General features: G+C 68.3%; 26 protein-coding genes. 7 read left to right on the top strand and 19 right to left on the bottom strand.

All coding sequences use genetic code 11. The annotated features are described in order from the left end of the window. The 6 genes from AC50YC_RS18480 to fabF form a co-directional block, all read left to right on the top strand. Positions 1-1,034, top strand: a 1,034-nt coding sequence (locus AC50YC_RS18480; RefSeq protein WP_494954750.1) for a transketolase-like TK C-terminal-containing protein, incomplete at its 5' end; no start/stop codon positions are given. Positions 1,035-1,256: 222 nt separating this feature from the next. After that, on the top strand, positions 1,257-2,501 hold the full coding sequence (locus AC50YC_RS18485) for a PucR family transcriptional regulator (RefSeq protein WP_494954751.1): 1,245 nt from the start codon (positions 1,257-1,259) through the stop codon (positions 2,499-2,501). Positions 2,502-2,588: 87 nt separating this feature from the next. After that, positions 2,589-3,518, top strand: a complete 930-nt coding sequence (locus tag AC50YC_RS18490; RefSeq protein WP_494954752.1) for an ACP S-malonyltransferase — start codon at positions 2,589-2,591, stop codon at positions 3,516-3,518. Continuing rightward, entirely contained in the window at positions 3,515-4,576 is a 1,062-nt protein-coding gene (locus AC50YC_RS18495; protein ID WP_494954753.1) for a beta-ketoacyl-ACP synthase III, read from the top strand. The genes AC50YC_RS18490 and AC50YC_RS18495 overlap by 4 nt, the downstream gene beginning before the upstream one ends. A gap of 132 nt (positions 4,577-4,708) precedes the next feature. Then, complete coding sequence (locus AC50YC_RS18500) at positions 4,709-4,954, top strand: acyl carrier protein (protein ID WP_090578669.1); 246 nt, start codon at positions 4,709-4,711, stop codon at positions 4,952-4,954. Between the two features lie 155 nt (positions 4,955-5,109). Continuing rightward, entirely contained in the window at positions 5,110-6,345 is a 1,236-nt protein-coding gene (gene fabF, locus AC50YC_RS18505) for a beta-ketoacyl-ACP synthase II (RefSeq protein ID WP_494954754.1), read from the top strand. A 158-nt stretch (positions 6,346-6,503) separates the two neighbouring features. Here fabF and AC50YC_RS18510 read toward each other — a convergent pair whose 3' ends face one another. From AC50YC_RS18510 to ffh, 19 genes are all read right to left on the bottom strand, one after another. Next, on the bottom strand, positions 6,504-7,007 hold the full coding sequence (locus AC50YC_RS18510; RefSeq protein ID WP_494954755.1) for a DUF3145 domain-containing protein: 504 nt from the start codon (positions 7,005-7,007) through the stop codon (positions 6,504-6,506). Between the two features lie 300 nt (positions 7,008-7,307). Next, positions 7,308-8,234, bottom strand: a complete 927-nt coding sequence (locus AC50YC_RS18515) for a tyrosine recombinase XerC (RefSeq protein ID WP_494954756.1) — start codon at positions 8,232-8,234, stop codon at positions 7,308-7,310. A 113-nt stretch (positions 8,235-8,347) separates the two neighbouring features. Beyond that, the gene (gene dprA / locus AC50YC_RS18520; RefSeq protein ID WP_494954757.1) at positions 8,348-9,538 is read right to left on the bottom strand and encodes a DNA-processing protein DprA; all 1,191 of its coding nucleotides are present in this window, start codon (positions 9,536-9,538) and stop codon (positions 8,348-8,350) included. A gap of 74 nt (positions 9,539-9,612) precedes the next feature. Then, the gene (locus tag AC50YC_RS18525) at positions 9,613-11,160 is read right to left on the bottom strand and encodes a YifB family Mg chelatase-like AAA ATPase (RefSeq protein WP_494954758.1); all 1,548 of its coding nucleotides are present in this window, start codon (positions 11,158-11,160) and stop codon (positions 9,613-9,615) included. Continuing rightward, entirely contained in the window at positions 11,161-11,517 is a 357-nt protein-coding gene (locus AC50YC_RS18530; RefSeq protein WP_494954759.1) for a YraN family protein, read from the bottom strand. It lies immediately after the preceding gene. Positions 11,518-11,765: 248 nt separating this feature from the next. Next, a complete protein-coding gene (locus tag AC50YC_RS18535; protein ID WP_069952106.1) occupies positions 11,766-12,092 on the bottom strand; it encodes a DUF2469 domain-containing protein in 327 nt (108 codons plus the stop codon). Positions 12,093-12,188: 96 nt separating this feature from the next. Continuing rightward, positions 12,189-12,860 carry a ribonuclease HII gene (gene rnhB, locus AC50YC_RS18540; RefSeq protein ID WP_494954760.1) on the bottom strand — a complete coding sequence of 224 codons (672 nt, stop codon included), beginning with the start codon at positions 12,858-12,860 and terminating at the stop codon, positions 12,189-12,191. 11 nt (positions 12,861-12,871) lie between these two features. Next, entirely contained in the window at positions 12,872-13,735 is an 864-nt protein-coding gene (gene lepB / locus AC50YC_RS18545) for a signal peptidase I (protein WP_494954761.1), read from the bottom strand. Further along, complete coding sequence (gene lepB, locus AC50YC_RS18550; RefSeq protein ID WP_494954762.1) at positions 13,736-14,416, bottom strand: signal peptidase I; 681 nt, start codon at positions 14,414-14,416, stop codon at positions 13,736-13,738. A gap of 117 nt (positions 14,417-14,533) precedes the next feature. Next, complete coding sequence (rplS, locus tag AC50YC_RS18555; RefSeq protein ID WP_354349938.1) at positions 14,534-14,893, bottom strand: 50S ribosomal protein L19; 360 nt, start codon at positions 14,891-14,893, stop codon at positions 14,534-14,536. A gap of 230 nt (positions 14,894-15,123) precedes the next feature. Continuing rightward, positions 15,124-15,933 (bottom strand): tRNA (guanosine(37)-N1)-methyltransferase TrmD, encoded by an 810-nt coding sequence (gene trmD, locus AC50YC_RS18560; RefSeq protein WP_494954763.1) that lies wholly within the window; start codon positions 15,931-15,933, stop codon positions 15,124-15,126. After that, complete coding sequence (rimM, locus tag AC50YC_RS18565; protein WP_494954764.1) at positions 15,934-16,545, bottom strand: ribosome maturation factor RimM; 612 nt, start codon at positions 16,543-16,545, stop codon at positions 15,934-15,936. A 112-nt stretch (positions 16,546-16,657) separates the two neighbouring features. Beyond that, on the bottom strand, positions 16,658-16,900 hold the full coding sequence (locus AC50YC_RS18570) for an RNA-binding protein (protein WP_224046810.1): 243 nt from the start codon (positions 16,898-16,900) through the stop codon (positions 16,658-16,660). A 1-nt stretch (position 16,901) separates the two neighbouring features. Beyond that, positions 16,902-17,324: a 30S ribosomal protein S16 gene (rpsP, locus tag AC50YC_RS18575; RefSeq protein ID WP_024366590.1), complete on the bottom strand. Its 423-nt coding sequence runs from the start codon at positions 17,322-17,324 to the stop codon at positions 16,902-16,904. A gap of 204 nt (positions 17,325-17,528) precedes the next feature. Next, a complete protein-coding gene (locus AC50YC_RS18580; protein ID WP_494954765.1) occupies positions 17,529-17,966 on the bottom strand; it encodes a hypothetical protein in 438 nt (145 codons plus the stop codon). 257 nt (positions 17,967-18,223) lie between these two features. After that, positions 18,224-19,099: a VOC family protein gene (locus tag AC50YC_RS18585; protein ID WP_494954766.1), complete on the bottom strand. Its 876-nt coding sequence runs from the start codon at positions 19,097-19,099 to the stop codon at positions 18,224-18,226. A gap of 101 nt (positions 19,100-19,200) precedes the next feature. Further along, positions 19,201-20,283: an amidohydrolase family protein gene (locus AC50YC_RS18590; protein WP_494954767.1), complete on the bottom strand. Its 1,083-nt coding sequence runs from the start codon at positions 20,281-20,283 to the stop codon at positions 19,201-19,203. A 58-nt stretch (positions 20,284-20,341) separates the two neighbouring features. After that, complete coding sequence (locus tag AC50YC_RS18595; RefSeq protein ID WP_494954768.1) at positions 20,342-21,091, bottom strand: alpha/beta fold hydrolase; 750 nt, start codon at positions 21,089-21,091, stop codon at positions 20,342-20,344. Positions 21,092-21,149: 58 nt separating this feature from the next. Beyond that, positions 21,150-22,736: a signal recognition particle protein gene (ffh, locus tag AC50YC_RS18600; RefSeq protein WP_494954769.1), complete on the bottom strand. Its 1,587-nt coding sequence runs from the start codon at positions 22,734-22,736 to the stop codon at positions 21,150-21,152. A gap of 152 nt (positions 22,737-22,888) precedes the next feature. Here ffh and AC50YC_RS18605 point away from each other — a divergent pair, with 152 nt between their 5' ends. Then, on the top strand, positions 22,889-24,277 hold the full coding sequence (locus tag AC50YC_RS18605) for a glucose-6-phosphate dehydrogenase (protein ID WP_494954770.1): 1,389 nt from the start codon (positions 22,889-22,891) through the stop codon (positions 24,275-24,277). The last annotated feature ends 32 nt before the right edge of the window (positions 24,278-24,309 follow it).

Below are 24,309 nucleotides of genomic sequence, written 5' to 3' on the forward strand. Positions count from 1 at the left end.
ACAAGGAGTCCATCTCCGGCCAGATCGTGCACGCCGGCATCAACGAGGCCGGTTCGGTGGCGGCGTTCACCGCCGCGGGCACGTCCTACTCCACGCACGGCGAACCGCTGATCCCGATCTACGTCTTCTACTCGATGTTCGGTTTCCAGCGCACGGGCGACTCCTTCTGGGCCGCCGCGGACCAGATGACCCGCGGGTTCATCATCGGCGCCACCGCCGGCCGCACCACCCTGACCGGTGAAGGCCTGCAGCACGCCGACGGGCACTCCCCGATCCTGGCCGCAACCAACCCCGCCGTCGTCACCTACGACCCGGCCTACGGCTATGAGATCGGCGTCATCATGCGCGACGGCCTCAACCGCATGTATGGTCCCGGCCCGGCGGACAACGACCCGTCGCGGAACGTGATGTACTACATCACCGTCTACAACGAGCCGATCTCCCAGCCGGCAGCTCCGGCGGAACTCGACGTCGAGGGCATCATCAAGGGCATTTACCTGCTGGCGCCGGCCAAGATCGACGGCCCGCGCACGCAGATCCTTGCCTCCGGTGTGTCCGTCCCCTGGGCCCTCGAAGCCCAGCGGGTCCTCGCCGAGGACTGGGGCGTCTCCGCCGACGTCTGGTCCGTGACGTCCTGGACCGAACTGCGCCGCGACGCCATGGCGGCTGAGGAAGAAGCTTTCCTCAACCCCGGCCAGCCCGCCCGCGTCCCGTTCGTCACCGAACAGCTCGCCGGCGCCACCGGTCCGATCGTGGCCGTGACCGACTACATGAAGGCCGTCCCGGACCAGATCCGCCAGTTCCTGCCGAACGAGTTCGCCTCGCTCGGTGCCGACGGCTTTGGCTTCTCCGACACCCGCGCCGCCGCCCGCCGCTTCTTCAAGAACGACATCCACTCCGTGGTTGTCCGTTCACTGCAGATGCTGGCCCGCCGCGGCGAGGTGGATGCCCAGGCTCCGGCCCAGGCGATCGAAAAGTACCGCCTGCACAACGTCAACGCCGGCACCACCGGCAACGCGGGCGGCGACTCCTAGGGTCACCCCGGCAACAACGACGGCGGTCCCCACCGAAAGGCGGGGCCGCCGTCGGCGTTTAAGCCCCGCTTACGCCCCGCTCCCGGTCCGGCGCGGCACCCGGTCAGCCTGCAGGGCCGCATTGGGATCCAGCACTGTGATCCAGCACTGTGATCCAGCACAAGGCGCCTTGTAGCCTTTGCACAAATGGAGCTTGGGCGGCAGGCCCCGTATGCTCGATGCATGGCCGAGCCGATCACCACTCCCGCAAAACGCAAGCCCGCCTCGAGGGCGATGCCTCCGGAAAAGGTCGAGACGCTCAAGAAGCTTCGGGCGAGCGTCGGGCAGCTTTCCACGACGACGCTGCGCCAGCTCGAGAAATCCTTGCCGTGGTACAGCCGGCTGAACTCCGACGAGCGCTCGGCCCTGGGTATGGTGGCCCAGAACGGCATCGCCGCCTTCGTCACCTGGTATGAGCGCCCCAGCTCGCCGTCGTGGATCCTGTCCGACGTTTTCGGCACGGCGCCGACCGAACTCACCCGCTCCATCAGCCTGCAAAAGGCCCTCCAGCTGATCCGGATCGTCGTGGAAGTGGTGGAGGACCAGGTGCCAGTGATCGCACCGGAGGCGGACCAGGGCGCGCTGCGCGAGGCGGTGCTGCGGTACTCCCGCGAGGTGGCCTTCGCCGCCGCCGATGTGTACGCCCGTGCTGCCGAAACCCGCGGATCGTGGGACACCCGGCTGGAGGCGCTCATTGTGGACGCCATCCTGCGCGGCGAAAACACCGACGCCCTGCGGTCCCGGATCGCCGCCCTGGGCTGGAAGGCGCAGGAGCGCTTCACCGTCATGGTCGGCAATTCGCCGTCGGAACCGAACGCCAGCTACGTCAGCGAGCTGCGCCGCACCGCCGGACGCTTCGCCGAGGACGCCCTCGTCGGGATCCAGGGCGACCGGCTCATCCTCATCCTGGGCGGGCTCCACGACCGCGAAACCGCGTACCTGAAGCTGGCCGAACTTTTTGCCCCGGGCCCGGTGGTCTACGGCGCCGAAGCGGGTTCGCTGCTGGAGGCCAGCGGCTCGGCGCAGTCCGCATTTGCGGGGCTGACCGCTGCCCGCGCCTGGCCGGCCGCGCCGCGCCCGGTCGCCGCCGATGACCTCCTGCCGGAGCGGGTGATTTCCGGTGACGACGCCGCCCGGCGCTCCCTCGTCAAGAACATCTACCGGCCCCTGCTCGCGGCCTCCAACGGGCTGGTGGAGACCCTGGGCACGTACCTTGAACTGGGTCATTCGCTCGAGGCCACGGCCCGCGAACTCTTTGTCCACGCCAACACCGTGCGGTACCGGCTCAAGCGCGTCTGCGACGTCACGGGCTGGGATCCGCTGTTGCCGCGGGAGGCCTTCGTGCTCCAGACGGCGCTCGTTGTTGGCCGGCTGGCGGCCCCGCCGAAGCCCGCCACGGAGCGGCAGCCTTCGCGGAATAGCCCCTGAGAAGTTGTAGACTTCCTACAAAGTGACCCTGTGAGCTTGGTGCATGAATGCACCGATAATCTCGCCGTAGTTTGGAAAGCTGGATACGTGCTTGCAATCGTCTGCCCTGGACAGGGCTCCCAGACCCCCGGTTTTCTCGCCCCCTGGCTGGAACTGCCGCCTGTCGCAGGCCACCTGGCCTCCCTCAGCGAAATCGCCGGGATCGACCTCACCGCCCATGGAACCACCTCCGATGAGGAGACCATCAAGGACACCGCCGTTGCGCAGCCGCTGATCGTCGCGGCCGGACTGGTGGCCGCGAAGTCCCTGTTCGACGTCGAACTCGGCACCCTGCCAGTCATCCTCGCCGGGCACTCCGTCGGGGAAATCACCGCCTCCGCCTTGGCCGGTGTGCTGACGGAAACCGAAGCCATGACCTTCGTCCGCGAACGCGCCAACAGCATGGCGGCAGCCGCTGCGGCCACTCCCACCGGCATGAGCGCCGTTGTCGGCGGCGACCCGGCCGAGGTCCTGGCCGCGATCGAGGCCTGCGGCGCCACGGCAGCCAACGTCAACGGCGCCGGTCAGACCGTCGCGGCCGGAACCCTGGACCAGCTCAAAGCCCTCGCCGAGAACCCGCCGGCCAAGGCCAGGGTCATCCCGCTGAAGGTCGCCGGCGCGTTCCACACCCAGCACATGTCCCCCGCCGTCGCGGCGCTGCGGTCCCTCCGGCCCACACTGCACCCGCGGAACCCGCAGGTCCCCCTGCTCTCCAACTTCGACGGCGCAGAGGTCACCGATGGTGCCGCCGCCGTCGAGAGCCTGATCGCCCAGGTTTCCCGCCCGGTCCGCTGGGACCTCTGCATGGAAACCCTCGTGAAGCGCGGCGTGACCGGCGTGATTGAACTGGCTCCGGCCGGGACCCTTGCCGGACTCGCCAAGCGCGGCATGCCGGGTGTGAAGACCGTAACCGTCAAGACCCCGGACGACCTGTCCGCCGCCCTGGCCCTATTCGCAGAACTGGAAGGACAGGCATGAGCGTTCCCACGTTGAAGCAGGCCCCCCTGCACGAGAACACCCGCATCATGGGAGTCGGCGCCTACCGGCCCGACGTGATCGTCACCAACGATGACGTCTGCCAGTGGATCGACTCCTCCGACGAGTGGATCCGCCAGCGCACCGGCATCATCACCCGGCACCGCGCCCCCGCCGACATCAGCGTGATCGACATGGCCGAGGGCGCTGCCCGCGAGGCGCTGCAGAAGGCCGGCATCGAGGCTTCCCAGCTCGGCGCCGTCATCGTCTCCACCGTGACGCACCCCTACGCGACGCCGTCCGCCGCAGCGAGCCTCGCCGACCGCCTCGGCGCGACGCCGGCGCCCGCCTTTGACATCTCCGCCGCGTGCGCCGGGTACTGCTACGGCATCGCCCAGGCCGACGCGCTGGTCCGCTCCGGCGCGGCCGACTACGTCCTTGTGGTCGGTGCGGAAAAGCTCTCGGACGTCATCGACAACACCGAGCGCACCATCTCCTTCCTCCTCGGCGACGGCGCCGGCGCCGTTGTGATCGGCCCCTCCGACACCCCGGGCATCGGCCCGTCGGTGTGGGGCTCGGACGGCAGCAAGTGGGACGCGATCGGCATGACCGGCTCCATGCTCGACCTCCGCGAGCTCGCCACGGCGGGCAAGCAGGGCGGCGCGCTGAGCGCCGAGGAAGCCGCCGTCACCGACGCGGCGCTCTGGCCGACGCTGCGCCAGGACGGCCAGACGGTGTTCCGCTGGGCGGTCTGGGAGATGGCCAAGGTGGCCCAGCAGGCACTGGACGCTGCCGGCATCGGCGCCGATGACCTCGCGGCCTTCATCCCGCACCAGGCGAATATGCGGATCATCGACGAGATGGCCAAGAAGCTGAAGCTGCCGGAGCACGTCATCATCGCGCGGGACATTGCCGACGCCGGCAACACCTCCGCAGCCTCCATCCCCCTGGCCACCCACCGCCTGCTGCAGGAAAACCCGCAGCTCAGCGGCGGGCTTGCACTGCAGATCGGCTTCGGTGCCGGACTGGTCTTCGGTGCCCAAGTGATCGTGCTTCCGTAGGCGTTCGCCGCTTTCCCCGTATTTCCCCCATTTTTAAATCCCACGGCAAACCGAGCCCTCGGTTTGAACCATTTCCGCCCGAAGCTGCCGGCACACCGGCAGCCAACGGCAATAACAAGAAAAGGAGCCATCATGGCTAGCAACGAAGAGATCCTGGCCGGCCTGGCTGAAATCGTCAACGAAGAGACCGGCCTGGCCACCGAGGCCGTCGAAATGGACAAGTCCTTCACCGAGGACCTGGACATCGACTCCATCTCGATGATGACGATCGTCGTCAACGCCGAAGAGAAGTTCGGCGTGCGCATCCCGGACGAAGAGGTCAAGAACCTCAAGACCGTCGGCGACGCAGTCGGCTTCATCGCCAACGCACAGGCCTAATTTCGGCCCCGGCCGGTCCGGGGGCGCAACTGCACCCCCGGACCGCGCCATTTGCAGCACCATCCAGTGCAACACCCCAGAGTTTTTCAAACGCAGGCCCCGGCAGGCTTTCCCAAGCCCCGGATACGGCAGGCGCACCGACAGAGAGTGATCCCATGGCACGCAAAGTAGTCATTACCGGTTTGGGTGCCACCACACCCATCGGCGGCGATGTCCCGACGATGTGGAAGAACGCGCTGAAGGGCGTCTCCGGCGCGCACACGCTCGAGGACGACTGGGTGGCGAAGTACGAGCTTCCCGTCCACTTTGCCGCCCGCGCATCCAACCCCGCAACCGAGGTCCTGAGCCGGGTCGAAGCCAAGCGCATGGACCCGTCCACGCAGTTCGCCGTAGTCGCCTCCCGCGAGGCCTGGGCCGACGCCGGCATCACCGAGGTCGACCACGACCGCCTGGCCGTGGCTTTCGCCACCGGCATCGGCGGCGTCTGGACCCTCCTGGAGGCCTGGGACACCCTGCGCGAAAAGGGCCCCCGCCGCGTCCTGCCCATGACTGTGCCCATGCTGATGCCCAACGGCCCGGCTGCGGCGGTCAGCCTTGACCTGGGCGCCCGCGCCGGCGCCCACACCCCCGTCTCCGCCTGCGCGTCCGGCACCGAGGCCGTTCACATGGGCCTGGACTTGATCCGCTCCGGCAAGGCCGACGTCGTCGTCTGCGGTGGCGCCGAAGCCGCCATCCACCCGATGCCGATCGCCGCGTTCGCCTCCATGCAGGCACTCTCGCGCCGCAACGACGATCCCGAGCACGCCTCACGCCCCTACGACCTTGGCCGCGACGGTTTCGTCATGGGCGAAGGCGCCGGCGCCCTGGTGCTGGAGGCCGAGGAACACGCCCTGGCCCGCGGCGCCCGGATCTACGCTGAGCTGGCCGGAACCTCGGTCACCGCCGACGCGTACCACATCACCGCCCCGGACCCCCAGGGCCTGGGTGCCACCCGCGCGCTGAAGGCTGCCATGTTCGACGGCCGGATCCAGCCGGAGGACGTGGTGCACGTTAACGCGCACGCCACCTCTACCCCGGTCGGCGACAAGCCCGAGTACGCGGCCCTGAAGGCCGCCCTCGGCAAGCAGCTGGACAGCGTCGCAGTCTCCGCCACCAAGTCACAGATGGGGCACTTGCTGGGCGCCTCCGGTGCCGTGGAAGCCGTGCTGACCGTCATGGCCATCTACGACCGCAAGGCACCGGTGACCATCAACCTCGAAAACCAGGATCCGGAGATCCCGCTCGACGTCGTTACATCGGCCCGCGACTTGCCCTCCGGCAGCATTTCGGCGCTGAGCAACTCCTTCGGCTTCGGCGGCCACAACGCCGTTATCGCGGTGCGGAGCGTCTAGCTCACGCCACCCGTCCACGCCAAGATGGCGGCAATGTTCTACGTGAACATTGCCGCCATCTGTCGTTTGGCGGTGCTATGGAGTGTGTTGCGGCTGAGCCCTGCATTGCCGCCGGGCTGGCCTTCCGACCGGGCTGGGGCTCCAGCCTGTCTGGGGCTCTAGCCGACCTGGTGGAGCCAGCGCACCGGAGCGCCTTCGGCGGCGTGCCGGAAGGGCTCGAGCTCCTCGTCCCAGGCTTCGCCAAGTGCCAGGGAGAGCTCGTGGTAGACAGCGGAGGGGTCGCCGGCGCCGGATTCGTAGGCATAGCGGATGCGGTCCTCGGAGACCATGATGTTGCCGTGCACATCTGTGGCAGCGTGGAAGATGCCGAGTTCCGGCGTGTGCGACCAGCGGCCGCCGTCGACGCCCTGGCTGGGCTCCTCCGTGACTTCGTAGCGCAGGTGCGCCCAGCCCCGGAGCGCAGACGCCAATTGAGCTCCCGTGCCCGGATTTCCGGCCCACGACAACTCAGCCCGGTACATTCCGGGCGCTGCTGGCTGAGCAGTCCACTCAAGATCCGTCCGCTTGTCCACAACAGAACCTATGGCCCACTCAACGTGGGGGCACAGGGCCGTTGGGGCCGAGTGAACAAACAACACACCGCGGGTCAGTGCAACAGACATTCCATCCTCCATAGCTGTAGGTACGTCTTCCCCAACGACCTCTGCCTGGATGTCTGTCTGGTGCGCGGGTCCGTGATGATGCGGGTGGTCCCTGCCAGACTATTAAGTTACTGCCCTGTTCGTCGGTATTGCTTGATGCTCAAGAGCTTCAAGCATCACTTGAAAGTTGCCGGGCGTGAGTCTTATTCTGCCGTACCCCACCGCATTACGCCAGTGCAATTCGGCGCGTCTTTCCCGGCGCGCCGCGCGGCGACCGGTATGGAAGCATTACTGGCGACCGGCCCGGCTTGGGCTCTGGGGTCAGGCCCTTGGATGGGCCTGCTGGTAGCTCTGCCGGAGCCGTTCGACGGAGACATGGGTGTAGATCTGGGTGGTGGCCAGGCTGCTGTGGCCCAGGATTTCCTGCACCGCCCGGAGGTCAGCCCCGCCGTCGAGCAGGTGGGTGGCGGCGGAATGCCGCAGGGCATGCGGACCGGTCGCGGCGGTGTCCCCCAGGGCTTCCAGCAGATCGTGGACGACACTGCGGACCTGCCGCTGGTCCACGCGTCGGCCGCGGGCGCCGAGGAAGAGTGCCGGGCCGGAGGTTTCCGTGGCGAGGGCGGGCCGGCCCCGGCGCAGCCAGTCGTCGACGGCGAGCGCCGCAGGCAGGCCGTAGGGCACGGTCCGTTCCTTGTTGCCCTTGCCGAGCACCCGCAGGGTTCTGCGGTCGGGATCGAGGTCGTCCACGTCGAGACCGGCCAGCTCGCCGACCCGGACCCCGGTGGCGTAGAGCAGTTCAACCATGGCGCGGTTCCGCAGCGGCAGGGGCCCGCCTGCGGCGGCCGCGGTTTCCGTGCCTTCGACGAGCCGAAGGACCTGTTGCTGATGCAGTACTCCGGGCAGCGATTTCTCCCGCTTCGGCGCCTTCAGCCGCAGGGCGGGGTCCGAATCGATCAGTTCCTCACGGATGGCCCAGGCGGTGAAGGCCCTCGCGGTGGCGGAGCGGCGGGCCAGCGTGGCGCGGGACATCCCCGCTTCGCTCTGCGATCCCAGCCAGCGCCGCAGGGTGCCAAGTTCCAGCCCGGCGGGGTCTTCCACCCCTTCGGAGGCCGCATACTCCAGGAGGCTACCGACGTCGGCGAGGTACGCGCGCACAGTGTGGGCCGACCGCCCCCGTTCCGCTTCCAGGTAGCGGCCGAAACCCTGGGCGGCCTTGGCCAGTGCGGCCGGGATCTGCTGTGTGGACACCCCCTAACTCTCGCAGGAATAGCCGGGCGATCAAGGAGCCAGGCGGCGAGCCGCGGGTCTGGTGCCGGCCTGTGACCTGCCGCCACCCGCCACCGCCGGAGGCTGGCCGCCCGTCAGCCTGCCGAGCCGGACCGTTTCCAGCCGCCGCGGTGCGATTCGGCCAGGCCCAGCAGCCCGAGACGGCCCAGGCCCGCGCGGACCGAATCGGCGGATAGTCCGGCGACGGTGGTGAGCTTCTCGACAGAGGTGGTGGCCCGCAGCGGCAGGGCGTCCAGCAGGATGAGGTCTTCCAGGGTCAACCCGTCCTGGACCGCCGCCCGGCCGGTCTTGACCTCGGGCAGCGATTCGCCGCTGGGCGAGGCGAGCTCCGCGACCTCCCCGGCGTCGGTGACGCAAACCGCCCCTCCTTCCCGGAGCAGCCGGTGGCAGCCCGCGGAGTTGGCGCTGTGCACCGACCCCGGCACTGCGCCAACGGCTCTGCCCAGCGTTTCCGCGTGGTGGGCTGTGTTCAGCGCGCCCGATCTCCACCGGGCTTCCACGACGACCGTGACGGACGCCAGCGCAGCAATCAGCCGGTTGCGCTGCAGAAACCGGTACCGAGTCGGCGCGGAGCCCGGCGGGACCTCGGCCAGGACCGCGCCCTGGTTCGCGACTGCCCGCAGCAGATCCTCATTGCCGGAGGGGTAGAAACGGTCCACTCCCCCGGCCATCACGGCGATGGTGGGCATGCTCCCGGCCGTGCCGCCGGCGAGAGCTGCCCGGTGCGCGTGCGCATCGATCCCATAGGCGCCGCCCGAGATGATCGTGAAACCACGCTGTGCCAGCGAATACGCGAGGTCGCCTGTCACGGACGCACCATAGGAGGTGCTGTCCCTGGAACCGACCAGCGCAACGGACCGGGCGGGCGCAGGCAGCTCCTGCTCGATGCCGCGCCACCAGAGACAGAGCGGTTCCTGCAGTCCGAGGTCCGCCAACTGGCGGGGCCACAGCTCGTCCGAAGGGATAATCAGGCGGCCCCCGAGCCGCTGCATCGTGGCGAGGTCCCGTGCCGGCGCGAGGTCCGGGACCCTCGGCGCCCAGCGCTGACGGGCTGTCCCCAGGCCTGTCCAGCCGCTGCCTGAGCCGTTCTCGTCCAGCAGCTGGAAGATCTCCCGCTCCAGTTCGGCTCCGGCGGCCAGCTGGCCGGTGGCGATCTTCAATGCGTCCTCCGGTCCGGCGACGCGGACGAGCGCGAGGCCTGCAGCGTCCTGCGGCTCAAACAGCCGGGACAACGCTGCCCGGGCGGTCCGTTCGCTCTCTGTCATGGTGTTGTTCCTTTCGCAGGATGGCGATGAATGATGGCGCCGCACGCACGCGGCGGCGTACGCGGAATGTCCAGCTAAGCGGCGACGGCGGCCTGCCGAAGATTGAGGGCCAGGCCGATGTCGTCCGGCTCCGGGATGTCCCGCAGGGCCAGGTCGGCCAGGGTCCACGCCAGCCGCAGCACCCGGTCGTAGCCGCGGGCTGTCAGCGTGCCGCGTTCCAGGGCGTGGTCCAGGATGCGGGTGGTGGGGGCGCTGAGCCGCAGGGCACCCCGGAGGACGCGCCCAGGGACCTGGGCGTTGGTTTCCATGCCGAAGGGCAGCAGCCGCTTCAGCTGGCGCTCCCGTGCAGCGTGGACGCGCGCGGCAATGGTGGCGGTGTCCTCCTCGGCCCCGGGTAGGCCAAAGTCGGCCAGCGATACCCGCTCCACCTGCAGCTGGATGTCGACCCGGTCCAGCAGCGGCCCGGACAGGCGGGCCAGATACCGCCGGCGCATGGTCGGGGTGCAGATGCAGTCCACGCCCTTGCCCGTGGCCTTGCCGCACGGGCACGGGTTGGCCGCGAGCACCAGCTGGAAGCGGGCTGGGTACGCCGCTGTTCCCGCTGCACGGTGCAGCACGAGCTCCCCGCTCTCCAGCGGCTGCCGGAGCGCATCCAGGACCCTGCGCTCGTATTCCGGGGCCTCGTCAAGGAACAGCACTCCGCGGTGGGCCCGGGAGGCAGCTCCCGGTCTGGGCAGCCCTGAGCCTCCTCCGATGATCGCCGCGGAGGTGGCGGTGTGATGCGGGTTTTCATACGGCGGCCTGCGCACAAGTTGCAGCGGGGCTGAGGTCAGCGAGCAGAGCGAATGGATGGCGGTCACTTCCATGGCCTCCGCGTCTCCCAGGTCCGGCAGGAGTCCGGGCAGCCGTTCAGCCAGCATCGTTTTTCCCGCGCCCGGAGGACCTGTCAGCAACAGATGGTGGGCGCCGGCGGCGGCGACTTCCAGTGCCCGCCGGGCGTCCCCCTGCCCGGAGACGTCGCGCATGTCCGGCGGCGCAAAGGCCAGCGCGTCGGCTCCGGCCTCCGGTTCGTCAGGGTCAGGGGCCGGGTCGAAGTCGAGGGCCAGGTCCTGCGGATCGGCACCGAAATCGAAGGCCAGTCGGGCCAGCGTGATGTAGCCCTGCACCCGGGCGCCGGGCACGAGTTCGGCCTCGGCTGCGTTTGCCTGGGCCACAACGACGTCGGCGTAGCCTGCCCGCACCGCGGCCATGACGGCGGGAAGGACGCCGCGGACCGGCCGCAGCCTGCCGTCCAGTCCCAGTTCGGCGATGAACACCGTCCGGCCCGTGGACCGGACATCGTTGGAGGCCAGCAGGGCGGCCATGGCGATGGCCAGATCGAAACCGGAGCCGCGTTTGGGCAACGACGCGGGGATGAGGTTGGCGGTGATCTTCCGGCGGCTCAGCGGAATTCCGGAGTTCTGGGCGGCCGAGCGGATCCGCTCCTTGGCCTCGTTGAGCGAAGCGTCCGGCAGCCCGAGGATGATGAATGCCGGCAGGGTCTGGCCGATGTCGGCCTCCACTTCGACGATGTAGCCGTTCAGCCCGACGAGGGCTACCGCATAGGTCCGGCCGAGCGCCACCTACCCCACCCCTTTGAGGTGTTCCACAGCGGGGGCACCGATACCGTCGTCGAGCACGGCGATCACATCGACCCGTCTTAGCGGCATACGGAGTTCATGGTCTCGGCACCAGGCGGAGGCCAGCCGGTGCAGCCGGGCCAGCTTGTCCACACCGACAGCTTCGAACGGATGCCCGTACGCGAGGGACTTGCGGGTCTTCACTTCGGCGATGACCAGAGTGTCGCCGTCGAGGGCGACGATGTCGATTTCACCCTCGGAACACCGCCAGTTGCGGTCCACGATCCGCATGCCGTGGGCTTCGAGATAACCGGCTGCGAGTTCCTCCCCGCGCCGGCCCAGCACGTCTTTAGCTCTCATAAGACCAGCCTGCGACGCGGCAAGAGCTTGGCACAGGCGTGCAGGACGCTATGTGGGAAACCCTCGGCCAGGGCCGGCGAGTTGGATAGCCGGCGTTCCGGGCCACCGACGCGGACCACCACAGATTGTCAGGGCCACGCCATAGCTTTCAAGTGCCGGCAGCCACCAGGCGTCCGGGGAACACCCTCACCAATTCAGGAGGACTGATATGACAACGAATTCAGCATGCCGGCGGGCGGGTTCGCCGGTCAGTTCCCGAGATCCCCGGCCTTGGGCAGGGCGAGTTCCTCGCTGCGCGGGAGCTCCTCGACGTTGACGTCCTTGAAGGTGATCACGCGGACGCTCTTGACGAAGCGGGCGGAACGGTAGACGTCCCAGACCCAGGCGTCCTGCAGCGTCAGGTCGAAGTAGACCTCGCCGTCGGCGCTGCGGGCCTGCAGGTCAACGTGGTTGGCCAGATAGAAACGCCGTTCGGTCTCGACCACATAGCTGAACAGCCCGACAACGTCGCGGTATTCGCGGTAGAGCTGCAGCTCCATGTCGGTCTCATAGTTTTCAAGGTCCTCGGCACTCATGGTTCCATCTTGCACCATCCGGCGCGCCGCGCGCGCCACGGTCCGTCCCGCGGCACCCCTGGCGCCGCTGCCATCCGGGCGGGAACGGGGCGGACGTCAGTCCGCGAGCAGCTGCCAGCTCACGCGGTGGTACGGCGTGGGTCCGGCGGCGCGGATCGCTTCCTTGTGCGTGGCGGTGCCGTAGCCTTTGTTCTCGTCCCAGCCGAAGGCGGGGTATTCGTGGTGCAGTTCGCGCATCATGCCGTCGCGCTCCACCTTGGCCAGGATGGACGCCGCGGCGACGCTCAGGCACTGCATGTCGGCCTTGACCAGGGTATGCACCGGCGCGTCGCAGCCGGGCTCCGCCGGGCCGTCGTCGAACAGGGACGGCTGCGCTGTCGGCGAAAGCCAGTTGTGACTGCCGTCCAGCAGCACGACGTCCGGGATCACCCCGGCGGCCAGGACCGCGAGCCAGGCGCGGGTTCCGGCGAGCCGGAGCGCGGCGACGATGCCCAGGGCGTCGATCTCATTCGCGGAGGCATGGCCGACGGCCGAGGCCACACTCCAGCTTCGGACCAGCGGCACCAGGCGTTCGCGGTCCGCCACTTTGAGCAGTTTGCTGTCCCGCACATCGGCGAGCAGTTTCTGCTGCTGGAGGTCCACGACGGCGATTCCCACGCTGACGGGCCCGGCGAGGGCGCCGCGGCCCACCTCGTCGACGCCGGCAAGGAGCCTGGCGCCGGAGCTGCGGAAGCGCCGTTCGTAGTCGAGCGTCGGGGCTTCGGACATGACGTCAGCCGCTACTTTCCGGCCGGGTCGGTCACGTCGCGGAAGACGTCCGGGTAGTTGTCGAGGGCGGTGATGCGGTTCAGCGGCCAGGCAATGACGGCGGCCTTGCCTTCAATGTCGGCGATGTCGACGAAGCCGCCGTTGCTGTCCGTGTGGGCGCGCGAGTCGGCGGAATGGTTCCGGTTGTCTCCCATCACCCAGACCTTCCCTTCGGGGACCACGACGTCGAAGTCGCGGATTTGGGGCACTTCGGCGGGGTTGATGTAAGGCTCGTCCAGGGGCGTGCCGTTGACCAGGAGCCGTCCGCCGGCGTCGCAGCAGGCCACGCTGTCCCCCGGCAGGCCCACGACGCGCTTTACGAGGTGCTGCTCCGAGTTGTCCGGGAGCAGGCCAATGAACATCAGCCCGTCCTGGACCCAGGTGAAGGGCCCCGTTTCCTTCTCCGCCATAGGAACCAGCCAGCCTTGGGTGTCCCTGAACACGACGACGTCGCCGCGCTCCAGGGCGAAGGGTTCCGGGACCAGGAGGTTCACGAAGATGCGGTCGTTCACGTCCAGGGTGCTGACCATGGACTCCGACGGGATGTAGAACGCCCGGAACAGGAAGGTTTTGATCAGGAAGGACAGCACGATGGCGACCAGCACCACGGTGGCCACTTCCTTCGCCCAGAGGAACAGCGGGCTGTAGCGTTCCCGGGACTTCGCCCGGCGCGCTCGCTTCGACGCGGCTCCCGCATGCGCCGGCCCGCCAGTAACCCCGTGATCCGCGCGGACGGCAGGCTCAGCAGGGGCCTCCGTGGCGGGGATCGCTGAGGAGGTGGCCAGGGGCTGGTCCTGCCCCCGCGGATCTGGAGTCCGGGGTCCGGTCTCGGGCATTTACTGTCCGTTCTTCGAAGTCGTTGTGGCGGCCTCGGAGGGCCGTCCTACTGCTGCAAATCTATCAATCGGCCAGATGATCTGGACGGGTCTGCCGATCACCCGGTCCAGCGGGACCATGCCTCCGCCGGGGGCACCCAAGAGACTGCGGGAATCGGCCGACAGGGAGCGGTGGTCCCCCATCAGCCAGACCCTTCCCGCGGGCATGATCACGCTGAACTTCAGCTCGCTCGGGGAGTCACCTTCAAAAAGATAGGGTTCCGCAACTTGCTGGCCGTTGACTGTGAGCCTGCCGCCGTCGTCGCAGCAGACCACGTGGTCACCGGGGAGCCCGATGACGCGTTTAATGTAGGTGGTGTCGCCGCCGGAGAGGCCGACCCAGTGGCCGATGCCGCTCAGGAAGTCCAGGACCGGTCCGTTGCCGCTGTCCAGCGGGGCGAAGGAGCCGCGGCCGTCGAAGACGACAATGTCTCCACGGGCCACCGGTTCGGCGCGGAAGTCCGTGCGCGAGACGAGGATCCTGTCGCCCTCGCGGAACATCGGCTCCATCGAGGCGGAGGGGATGTAGTAGACATCGAGCCACAACGAGCGGACCAGGCCGCTGATGAGCACAGCCAGCACCACGGCCAGCAACACAAAACGCCAGCCGAGTTTCCTGGGCTGGCGTTTTGTGTGTTCCATGATCCGTATCCTCTAACGCTTTTCTTAACTGAACAGCGCTGTTGCGGATGCTCCGGCGCTGGCCGGACACGGTCCGTGGACCCGCGGTGGAAGCCTGCGGTGTAAGTCCGGAGGGACTTACTTTGCGGTCTGGAAGTCGCGCTTTTCCTTGATCTTCGCGGCCTTGCCACGCAGGTTGCGCATGTAGTACAGCTTGGCGCGGCGCACGTCACCCTTGGAGACGAGCTCGATCTTCTCGATGATCGGGGAGTGCACCGGGAAGGTACGCTCCACACCAACACCGAAGGAGACCTTGCGGATGGTGAAGGTTTCGCGCAGGCCGTCGCCGTGGCGGCCCAGGACGAAGCCCTGGAAGACCTGGACGCGGGAGTTCTTGCCTTCGATGATGTTCACGTGCACCTTGAGGGTGTCACCCGCACGGAAGACGGGAACATCGGTGCGCAGCGAGGCTGCGTCTACGGAATCGAGAATATGCATTGATTCACTCCTGGTGAACGCCACAGGTCCTTCACGTTGGGTCACGGCGGCCAAGCCCGGGCGCAATTGCGGCCCGGAAATTCACGCCGAAAATTTTGTGAATCCGGCTTCGTCAGGAATTGACGGGGCCGGGGTGCCGCGCTGTTGGTGACGCTCCCCCTGTGGCAGGTTCGCACCCAGCAGGCACAAGGACTAATTTTGCCACATCCGGGGCCGTCCAGCCAATCCGGTCAGGCGGAATCCCCGCCGGCGTCCGCGCGGCGCCTGAGGCGGCCGTCGACGACGTCGTACCCCAGGTCCGCGAAGGCGGTGCGGTCCGCGCGGGGCAGCTTGGCGGCGTCGAACTGCTCCAGCAGGTCCGGGCGGCGTTCAGCGGTGCGCCGGTACTGCTCGTGCCGGCGCCACTGGGCGATCTTGCCGTGGTTGCCGCTGAGCAGTACCGCGGGGACCTCGCGGTCCCGCCAGCTGGAGGGCTTGGTGTACACGGGGTACTCGAGCAGCCCGTCCGAGTGCGACTCCTCCACGAGGGACTCGGGGTTGCCGACGACGCCGGGCAGCAGGCGCCCGATGGCCTCCACCATCGCCAGCACCGCCACTTCGCCGCCGTTGAGGACGTAGTCGCCCAGGCTCATGGGCCGCACCGTGAAGTGCCCGGCCGCCCATTCCATCACGCGCTCATCGATGCCTTCGTAACGCCCGCAGGCAAACACCAGCCGCTCTTCCCCGGCGAGTTCGTGGGCGGTGGCCTGGGTGAACCGCTCCCCCGCCGGTGACGGCACAATCAGGACCGGCCTGGCCGCGTCGCTTGGGCGGTCCGCCGCGACGGCGGCCAGGGCCTGGGCCCAGGGCTCGGGTTTCATGACCATGCCCGCGCCGCCGCCGTAGGGGGTGTCATCCACGGTCCGGTGGCGGTCCGTGGTGAACTCCCTGAGGTCGTGGACGTTGAGCTCCAGCAGCCCGTCCTGGCGCGCCTTACCAATGAGGGAGAGCTCCAGCGGCGCCAGGTACTCCGGGAAGATGCTGACGACGTCGACCCTCATTTAGGCGTTGTCCCCGGTGTCGGCGCGGTCTTCGGCGCTGGCGGCCGCTGCGGACTTCGGCTTGTCGCCAGCCGGCTTGTCCCCGGACTTGGCCTCGTCCTCGGCGTTGACCTCAAAGAGTCCCGGCGGCGGGGTGACGAGCACGTAGCCCTCTCCGACGTTGACCTCGGGGACGATCTGCTCCACAAAGGGGATCAGGATTTCCTTGCCGTCCGTCGCGGTGACGACGAGCAGGTCCTGGACCGGGAGGGTGTGCAGGCCGGAAACCTTGCCGACCACCTGGTCACCGACGCGGACCTCCAGGCCCTCAAGCTCGTGCTCGTACCAGCCCTCGTCGTCGTCATCGTCGTCGAGTTCCGCGGTTTCGATGAAGAGCTTGGCGCCGCGGAGGGTCTCCGCCTCGTTGCGGGTCTCGATTTCCTCAAAGGCGAGCAGCAGGATGTCCTTGTTCCAGCGGGCGCTGATGATGGTGAGCGGGCCGGCCGAGGCAGGCTCCACCACGAACTGGGTTCCCGGGACGAAGCGGTCGCCGGGCGCATCGGTGAGCACCTGGACGGTCACTTCGCCGCGGATGCCGTGGGGCTTGCCGATTCGTGCCACCTGAAGCTGCATCTGTTCCTCTGTTCGGGGTTGGTGTTGGGGGGATCTGCGGGGGAAAACAGTCCGGCCCCTCCACCATTATCTGGTGAAGGGGCCGGACTCAAGACAAGTGTTGCTGGAAGCGTTACCGGCGGCGGTCGGTGTCGACGACGTCGACCCTGACCGGCTCGCCGTCCGCCAGTGCTGCCACCACAGTGCGCAAGGCACGTGCGGTGCGGCCCTGGCGGCCGATCACCCGTCCGAGGTCGTCCTGATGAACGCGCACTTCGAGGGTGTCCCCGCGGCGGTTGTTCTTCGCACTGACCTTGACATCGTCAGGACTGTCAACGATCCCGCGGACGAGGTGTTCGAGCGCTTCTGCCAGCAATTTACTCAGCCTCGGTGGTCTCTGCTTCGGCGTCGGCGGGAGCCTCGGCTGCATCGTCCTTCTTGGCCTTCTTGGTGATGGCTTCCGGGATGATCACGGAACCCTTTTCCGGGGTAACAAAGGCAGCCTTGGGAGCCTTGGTCTTCAAGGTGCCCTCCTGGCCCGGGAGACCCTTGAACTTCTGCCAGTCACCGGTGATCTTGAGGATCGCGGCAACCTGCTCGGACGGCTGTGCGCCGACGCCGAGCCAGTACTGGGCACGGTCCGTGTCGACCTCGATGTACGAGGGCTCTTCGGTCGGGTGGTACTTGCCGATCTCTTCGATGGCACGGCCGTCACGCTTGGAGCGTGCGTCCATGACGACGATGCGGTAGTACGGTGCGCGCATCTTGCCAAAGCGCTTAAGGCGAATCTTTACGGCCACTTTTGTGGTCACTCCTGTTTCTGAAACGGGGTCGAGCCCGGCGTTCTGCACCCGTGGGGCGGGCCGTACTAGGGGGTTCTAAAAGGACAAGATCCGGACGCGGAGAGAGGGGCCACGCAGATCGAGTACCTGTTTATTGTGCCAGATCAGCGGCGGGAATTCGACTTGACACCCGCAACCGGTCCATACAGGGGCTGAATCGGGTCAGGATGTCCAGACGTAGAGGCCGGATTTGCTGGCGGGATCGACCTCGGCGGCCAGTTCGGCGAGCTGCCGGACGTAGCGGGCGGACAGCTCCGCACCGAAGGGCATGTCCTCTTCGGCGGCCCAGCTTTCGGCGACCTCGTCCAGGACGTTGCCCTCGCCCTCGGTCTCATAGCTGAGCAGCTCGGCCAGGGCGCGGACCATCGCCGGCGGCACCCCAAGCAGGGAGTCACTGGCGACATCCACCATGGCGAGCTCGTAGTCGGCGCCGGAGGCGTGGACGGCCGTGCCGGCCAGGTCACCCAGGCGCTCGATTTCGAAGTCGGTGATGTCCGCTATCCGGACCGCACCAGAGGCTGCGGCGGCCCCGCCGTCGAGGGCAGCAGCACGCTTAAGGGCTTCATCGTGGGTGGAAACAAAGACTTCGGTGAATCCCATGGAGCTTGTCCTTAGCTGTCCGGCGGCGCTGGGCCGCTGTTTTTTGGCGTCACTTCAGCCTAGCCGCTCCAGCCCGGGGGGCACTCAGACTGGACATGCCCTCCCTGACCCCGCCGCGCACTGCCGGCCCGGTGGACATGCTCGCCCCGGACCCGCGCCCCTGGACATAGAGCCTCTATGTCCATCCGCTGCCGCCTGCGCTGGACATGTCCCTGGGGCTGGATAAGCCGGGCGCCGACGCAGGGAACAGCGGGCACTCAGCGAACGGCGACTCGGATGCGGTTGCGCCACGGGTCCTCGAAACGAAGTTCAGCTCCCGTGTGGTGGGACTGGACCCCGGCGGTCTTGAGGCGGTCGGCGAGAGCGCCGACGTCGTCCCCGGCCGGTACCTCGATCAGCACCTCGCCCAGGCCCAGGGTGTCCCGGCGCGGCCCTGCCCCTCGGCTGTTCCAGACGTTCATGGCCATGTGGTGGTGGTAGCCGCCGGCCGAGACAAACAGTGCCTGGCCGTGCCACCCGGCCGTCTTTTCGAACCCGAGGGTTCCGACGTAGAAGTCCTGGGCGGACTGGACGTCGCCGACCTGCAGGTGGACATGCCCGACGCCGGCGTCCGCCTCGCGCTGGCCGGCCAGCGACGCTTCGGTGAGGTGCTGCTCGAGGTAGCGCTGCGGGGGCAGGGCCAGGCTGTCCATCACCACGTTCTTGCCGTCCCAGGACCAGGCGTCGCGGGGCCGGTCCCAGTAGAGCTCGATGCCATTGCCTTCGGGGTCATTGAAATAGAAGGCCTCGCTGACGAGATGGTCGGCGCTGCCGGTAAAGGCCTGCGGCTCGAACTGTGCCGCACTGGCGACGGTGGCTGCCAGCGAGGACTGGTCCTCAAACAGCAGGGCCGTGTGGAAGAGGCCGGCCTCGCCGCGGGCGGGCAGGTTCAGCCCGGGGGCCGGTGCCAGGTGGACCAGCGGTTTCTGCTTGCGCCCGAGGTAGAGTCCGCCGTCCTGCTCGGCCACGATGTCGAGGCCGAGGGCGCGCTGGTAGTAGTCCGTCATGAGCTTCATGTCGCCGACCTTGAGCATCACGGTGCCCATGGTGAGTTCGGCGGGAAGAAGATCCTGGGTGCTGGTTTCTGCAGTCATGTGATCGCTCCGATGCTTCGGCGGCCACCGTCCGTCGATGACCCTTCATAGATATAAATTACTTGAAGCTTCAATTTATTCCTAATGGAGCGGGAAGGTTCCTAGCGGACCAGTTCTCCGCGCAGCACGATGCCCTTGAAGCCCTGCAGGGTGGCCAGGTTGCGGCGCGGATCCTCGGCGCAGACCAGGACGTCGGCGCTGGCGCCGTCGGAGATCCCGTCCGCCCCGAGCCACTCACGGGCGGCCCAGGCGCCGGCGTCCAGCGCCGCCGCGGCCGGGAGTCCGGCCGCGTGCAGCGCCTGGAGTTCGTCGACGATGCGCCCGTGTCTGATGACGCTGCCGGCGTCCGTCCCGGCGTAGATCGTGATGCCGGCCTCGAAGGCTGCCAGGACGCGTTCCGCCCGGCGCTCCCAGAGGGAGCGCATATGCGCCGCGTAGCGGGGGAACTTCCCCTCGGCCTGCGCGGCTATATCGGGGAACGTGGCGATGTTGATGAGCGTCGGCACGATCGGCACGCCCTGTTCGACGAACCGCGGCAGGTGCCGCGGGAGCAGGCCCGTGGCGTGCTCGATGCAGTCGATCCTGGCGTCGAGCATGTCATCGAGGGTGTCCTCGGCGAAGCAGTGTGCCGTCACGCGGGCGCCTTCGTCGTGGGCGGCAGCGACGGCGTCTTTCAGTATTCCGGCCGGGAAGCTCGCGGCCAGGTCGCCGGCGTCGCGGTCGATCCAGTCCCCCACGAGCTTGACCCAGCCGTCGCCGGCGCGCGCCTGCTTGCGCACGGCCTCGACCAGGGCATCGGGTTCAACCTCGACGGCGAAGCCCCGCAGGTACCGCCGCGTCCTGGCGATATGCCGGCCCGAGCGGATGATGCGCGGCAGCTCCGGCCGGCGCTGGAGCCAGCGGGTGTCGTGGACGGCGCCGGCGTCGCGGACCAGCAGGGTTCCGGCGTCGCGGTCGGTCGTCGCCTGTTCTTCCGCCTGCTGCGCGGTTACGTCCCCGCCGGGGCCGAGCCCGATGTGGCAGTGCGCGTCGACCAGCCCGGGGATGACCCACCCGTCCAGGACGAGATCCGGGGCGCCGGCGGGCCGGTGGAAGCTCAGGTGGCCGTCGACGGACCACAGGCCCTGGTGTTCGGTGTCCGGGCCGGTGAGGACGGTGCCGCTGAACTCGATGATGCGGGTCATGGGTTCAAGCCTAAGCCGCGGAGCGGTTCCGGACGGCCAGGTGCTAGGAGGACCGGTGCTATGACGCTTTGGAGTGCTGCTGCCGGCCGACGTCGGCGATGAACGTCCGGATGAGCCGGTTCCCCTCTGCCGAATCCTGGGGCCGGTGCCCGCCCGCCGCGGTGCGGTGCAGGGCGCCGGTCTCACGCAGGTAGCCCGCGATCTCTTCATACAGCGGTTCCCAGCCGCCGGTCAGGACCAGGGTGGGGACGCCGGGGACAATCTGCAGCGGGGCCTCCCAGGGCGGAACCTGCAAGCGCAGGCGGCGCGCCTCCCGCTGGTCTTCCGGGCTGGGGGCGCCAAGAGTCGCTTGGGCCGGGGTGTGGGCGGCGAACACCCGGCGGACGAATTCGCGGTGGAAATCCTCATCGCTGAGGTGGTGGCGGACCTCGAAGAGCGGCTGCATCAAGGCACGGTGCGCCGCCGTCGCCGGCAGCTCCGCGGTGAGCGAGAGGCAGGCCGGTTCCACGAGGGTCAGCGAGTGCACCAGGTCCGGCCGTTCGACGGCGGCCATCATTGCGGAGATGGCTCCCTGGGAGTGCGCGACGACGTGGCCGCCGGCCTCGCCGCGGCCGTCGTCGGCCAGCGCACGAAGGACGATGGCGGCGTCGGCGGCGAAGTCGGTTTCCAGCGGTTCCGCAACGGGGTCATACCCGTGCCGGCGCAGGAACAGCGCGTCGTAGTTCAGCGCCATCCCGTGCTGTTTCGGCCACGCCGCAGCGCCGAAGCTGCCCGCCCCGTGGACGAAGACTACGCGCTGCTTGAACATGGTCTAACCCTATGACACCGGCCCGGCAACGGGCCGGCGACATCTCGGCCGGCAGGGCCTATTTGCCGCCGCCGAGGAACTTGTCGAAGCCCTTGGGCAGGTTCAGCTGGGAGGGATCGAAGTCGCCGCCCTGCTGCCCGAACGCGGCACCGGTCGGGAGGGCCTTGGCGCCCTCGGCCCGCCGTGCCTGGGCATCCTTGAGCTCCTGGGCGGCCTTGGCCGGGTTGCCGGAGCGGGCCTTCTTCTTCGGCGCGCTCTTGGCACCCTTGCGGGCCCCTCCGCCGCCCATGCCGGGCATCCCCGGCATGCCGGGCATGCCGCCGCCGGCAGCCATCTTCTTCATCATCTTCTGGGCCTGAATAAAACGCTCCAGCAGGCCGTTGACCTCGGAGACGTGCACACCGGAGCCGCGCGCGATCCGGGCCCGGCGGGAACCGTTGATGATTTTCGGGGCGACGCGTTCATGCGGCGTCATGGAACGCACGATCGCCTCGACGCGGTCGATCTCACGCTCGTCGAACTGCTCAAGCTGCTGCCGGATGTTCTGCGCCCCGGGCATCATCATGAGCATCTTCTTCATGGAACCCATGTTGCGGATCTGCTGCATCTGGGCGAGGAAGTCCTCCAGGGTGAAGTCTTCCTGGTCGGCGAATTTCTTCGCCATCCGGGCAGCCTCGTCCTTGTCCCAGGACTTCTCCGCCTGCTCGATCAGGGTGAGCACGTCACCGAGGTCGAGGATGCGCGAGGCCATACGGTCCGGGTGGAAGAGCTCGAAGTCGTCCAGGCCTTCACCGGTGGACGCGAACATCACGGGCTTGCCGGTGACGGAGGAGACGGAGAGTGCGGCGCCGCCGCGGGCGTCGCCGTCGAGCTTGGAGAGCACGATGCCGGTGAAGTTGACGCCCTCGTCGAAGGCCATGGCCGTGTTGACGGCGTCCTGGCCGATCATGGCGTCGACCACGAACAGCACTTCGTTGGGAACGATGGCGCGGCGGATCTGGCGCGCCTGTTCCATCATCTCGGCGTCCACGCCGGTCCGGCCGGCGGTGTCAACGATCACGACGTCATGCAGCGTGCGGCGGGCTTCCTCGACGCCGGCCCGGGCGACCGAGACCGGGTCGCCGGCCGGGTGCTCAAGTTCGGTGGAGGTGGCTCCCGGGTGCGGGGCGAAGACGGGCACGCCGGCGCGCTTGCCGACCACCTGGAGCTGGGTCACGGCATTGGGACGCTGCAGGTCGCAGGCCACCAGGAGGGGGCTGTGGCCCTGCGCCTTGAGGTACTTGGAGAGCTTGCCGGCCAGGGTGGTCTTCCCGGCGCCCTGGAGGCCGGCGAGCATGATGATGGTCGGACCGGTCTTCGCGAGGCGGATCCGGCGGGTCTCGCCGCCGAGGATCTCGACGAGCTCCTCATTGACGATCTTAACGATCTGCTGGCCGGGGTTCAGCGCGGCGGAGACTTCGGCGCCGAGGGCGCGCTCGCGCACGCGGCCGGTGAACTCGCGGACCACGGGCACGGCGACGTCGGCGTCCAGGAGGGCACGCCGGATCTCGCGGACTGTGGCGTCAACGTCCGCCTCGGTCAGGCGGCCCTTGCCACGGAGATTCTTGAAGGTTGCTGTCAACCGGTCAGAGAGTGAATTGAACACGCGCCGTGCACTTCTTTCAGTGGATCTACAGATGGCGGCCGGTCCGGCACGCCAGCGTCGCGACTGATGTTCGCCGGAACGAACTGCCTCGACAACGGGACTCGACTATCTAGGGTACCAAGACGCGCCTTCAAGATGGCATGCTGGCTTAGGTGACCAGCCAAACAACCGTAAAAACCCTGCTCATCCTCGGCGCCTCGGGCGACCTCACCGGCAGGCTGCTGCTGCCGGGGCTGGCCCGGCTCGTGTCCCGGGGACGCGCCGACGGCCTGACCCTGGTGGGCGCCGGCTCGGATGCGTGGACCCCCGACCAGTGGCTGGAGCGCATCGACGAGTCCTTCGCCGACGCCAACTCCCAGGCCGAGGCCTACGGCCGGCAGGAGCTGAAGCGGATCCGCGAAACCACCGGCTACCACCAGCTCGATGTCACGGCCGACGGGCAGCTGGCCGGCCTGCTGGCCCGGCTGGAGGGGCCCGTCGCCATCTACTTCGCGCTGCCGCCGCGCGTCAGCCAGCTGGCCTGCGAGGCTCTGGCCCCCGGCCAGGTGCCGGCCGGAACCCGGCTGGTCATGGAGAAGCCGTTCGGTTCCAGCGAGGCGTCGGCCCGGCACCTGAATGAAACCCTGTCGGCCCTGGTCCCGGAGGACCACATCCACCGGGTGGACCACTTCCTGGGCAAGGCGACGGTGCTGAACATCCTGGGGCTGCGCTTTGCCAATACCTTCCTGGAGCCGGTATGGAACCGCGAGCACATTGAAAAGGTGGAGATTGTCTTTGACGAGGATCTCGCGCTGGAGGGCCGCGCCCGGTACTACGACGGCGCCGGCGCCCTCCGCGACATGATCCAGAGCCACCTGTTGCAGATCATGGCCCTGATGGCGCTCGAACCGCCGGCCTCGGTGGACGAGCGCGACCTCCGCGACGCCGTGGCCACGGTGCTGCGGGCCAGCAGCATCAAGGCTCCCTACGCCAGGAGCACACGCCGCGCCCGGTACACCGCGGGATCGATCGACGGCCGGAGGGTCCCGGATTACGCCAGGGAGGACGGCGTCGACCCGGCCCGGGGCACCGAAACGCTCGCCGAGGTGGAAGTGCAGATCGACAACTGGCGCTGGCAGGGCGTCCCCTTCATCCTGCGCTCCGGGAAGGCCCTGGGCGTCAAACGCAAGGAAGCCGTGGTGACGTTCCGGCCGGTGCCGCACCTGCCGAAGGGCTTCACCGGGGTGGACTCCCCCAACCAGCTGAGGATCGGTTTCGGTCCGGACACCCTGGAATTCGACGTCGATGTGAACGGCCCCGGCGATGTCCTCAGCCTGGACCGTGCCACGCTCAAGTCCGAGCTCTGCGCCTCCGAGCTGCTGCCGTACGGGGAGGTCCTGGAGGGCGTCCTGACCGGAGATCCACTGCTCTCCGTCCGTGCCGACACCGCGGAGGACTGCTGGCGGATCCTGGAGCCCGTCCTCAAAGCCTGGGCCCGGGACAGCGCACCGCTGGAGGAATACGCCGCCGGGAGCGCCGGGCCGGACGGCTGGCGGGCCTGACCGCCGCCGCCGTGGGCGGCGGGACGCACAAA

It is taken from the genome of Pseudarthrobacter sp. MDT1-56 (assembly GCF_059383555.1).

Excerpts from the sequence above, each read along its gene's own strand:
- AC50YC_RS18485 (WP_494954751.1), top strand. The coding sequence starts at position 1,257 with ATGGCCGAGCCGATCACCACTCCCGCAAAACGCAAGCCCGCCTCGAGG.
- AC50YC_RS18495 (WP_494954753.1), top strand. The coding sequence starts at position 3,515 with ATGAGCGTTCCCACGTTGAAGCAGGCCCCCCTGCACGAGAACACCCGC.
- AC50YC_RS18500 (WP_090578669.1), top strand. The coding sequence starts at position 4,709 with ATGGCTAGCAACGAAGAGATCCTGGCCGGCCTGGCTGAAATCGTCAAC.
- fabF (WP_494954754.1), top strand. The coding sequence starts at position 5,110 with ATGGCACGCAAAGTAGTCATTACCGGTTTGGGTGCCACCACACCCATC.
- AC50YC_RS18510 (WP_494954755.1), bottom strand. The coding sequence starts at position 7,007 with ATGTCTGTTGCACTGACCCGCGGTGTGTTGTTTGTTCACTCGGCCCCA.
- dprA (WP_494954757.1), bottom strand. The coding sequence starts at position 9,538 with ATGACAGAGAGCGAACGGACCGCCCGGGCAGCGTTGTCCCGGCTGTTT.
- AC50YC_RS18530 (WP_494954759.1), bottom strand. The coding sequence starts at position 11,517 with ATGAGAGCTAAAGACGTGCTGGGCCGGCGCGGGGAGGAACTCGCAGCC.
- AC50YC_RS18535 (WP_069952106.1), bottom strand. The coding sequence starts at position 12,092 with ATGAGTGCCGAGGACCTTGAAAACTATGAGACCGACATGGAGCTGCAG.
- rnhB (WP_494954760.1), bottom strand. The coding sequence starts at position 12,860 with ATGTCCGAAGCCCCGACGCTCGACTACGAACGGCGCTTCCGCAGCTCC.
- lepB (WP_494954761.1), bottom strand. The coding sequence starts at position 13,735 with ATGCCCGAGACCGGACCCCGGACTCCAGATCCGCGGGGGCAGGACCAG.
- lepB (WP_494954762.1), bottom strand. The coding sequence starts at position 14,416 with ATGGAACACACAAAACGCCAGCCCAGGAAACTCGGCTGGCGTTTTGTG.
- rplS (WP_354349938.1), bottom strand. The coding sequence starts at position 14,893 with ATGCATATTCTCGATTCCGTAGACGCAGCCTCGCTGCGCACCGATGTT.
- trmD (WP_494954763.1), bottom strand. The coding sequence starts at position 15,933 with ATGAGGGTCGACGTCGTCAGCATCTTCCCGGAGTACCTGGCGCCGCTG.
- rimM (WP_494954764.1), bottom strand. The coding sequence starts at position 16,545 with ATGCAGCTTCAGGTGGCACGAATCGGCAAGCCCCACGGCATCCGCGGC.
- AC50YC_RS18580 (WP_494954765.1), bottom strand. The coding sequence starts at position 17,966 with ATGGGATTCACCGAAGTCTTTGTTTCCACCCACGATGAAGCCCTTAAG.
- AC50YC_RS18585 (WP_494954766.1), bottom strand. The coding sequence starts at position 19,099 with ATGACTGCAGAAACCAGCACCCAGGATCTTCTTCCCGCCGAACTCACC.
- AC50YC_RS18590 (WP_494954767.1), bottom strand. The coding sequence starts at position 20,283 with ATGACCCGCATCATCGAGTTCAGCGGCACCGTCCTCACCGGCCCGGAC.
- AC50YC_RS18595 (WP_494954768.1), bottom strand. The coding sequence starts at position 21,091 with ATGTTCAAGCAGCGCGTAGTCTTCGTCCACGGGGCGGGCAGCTTCGGC.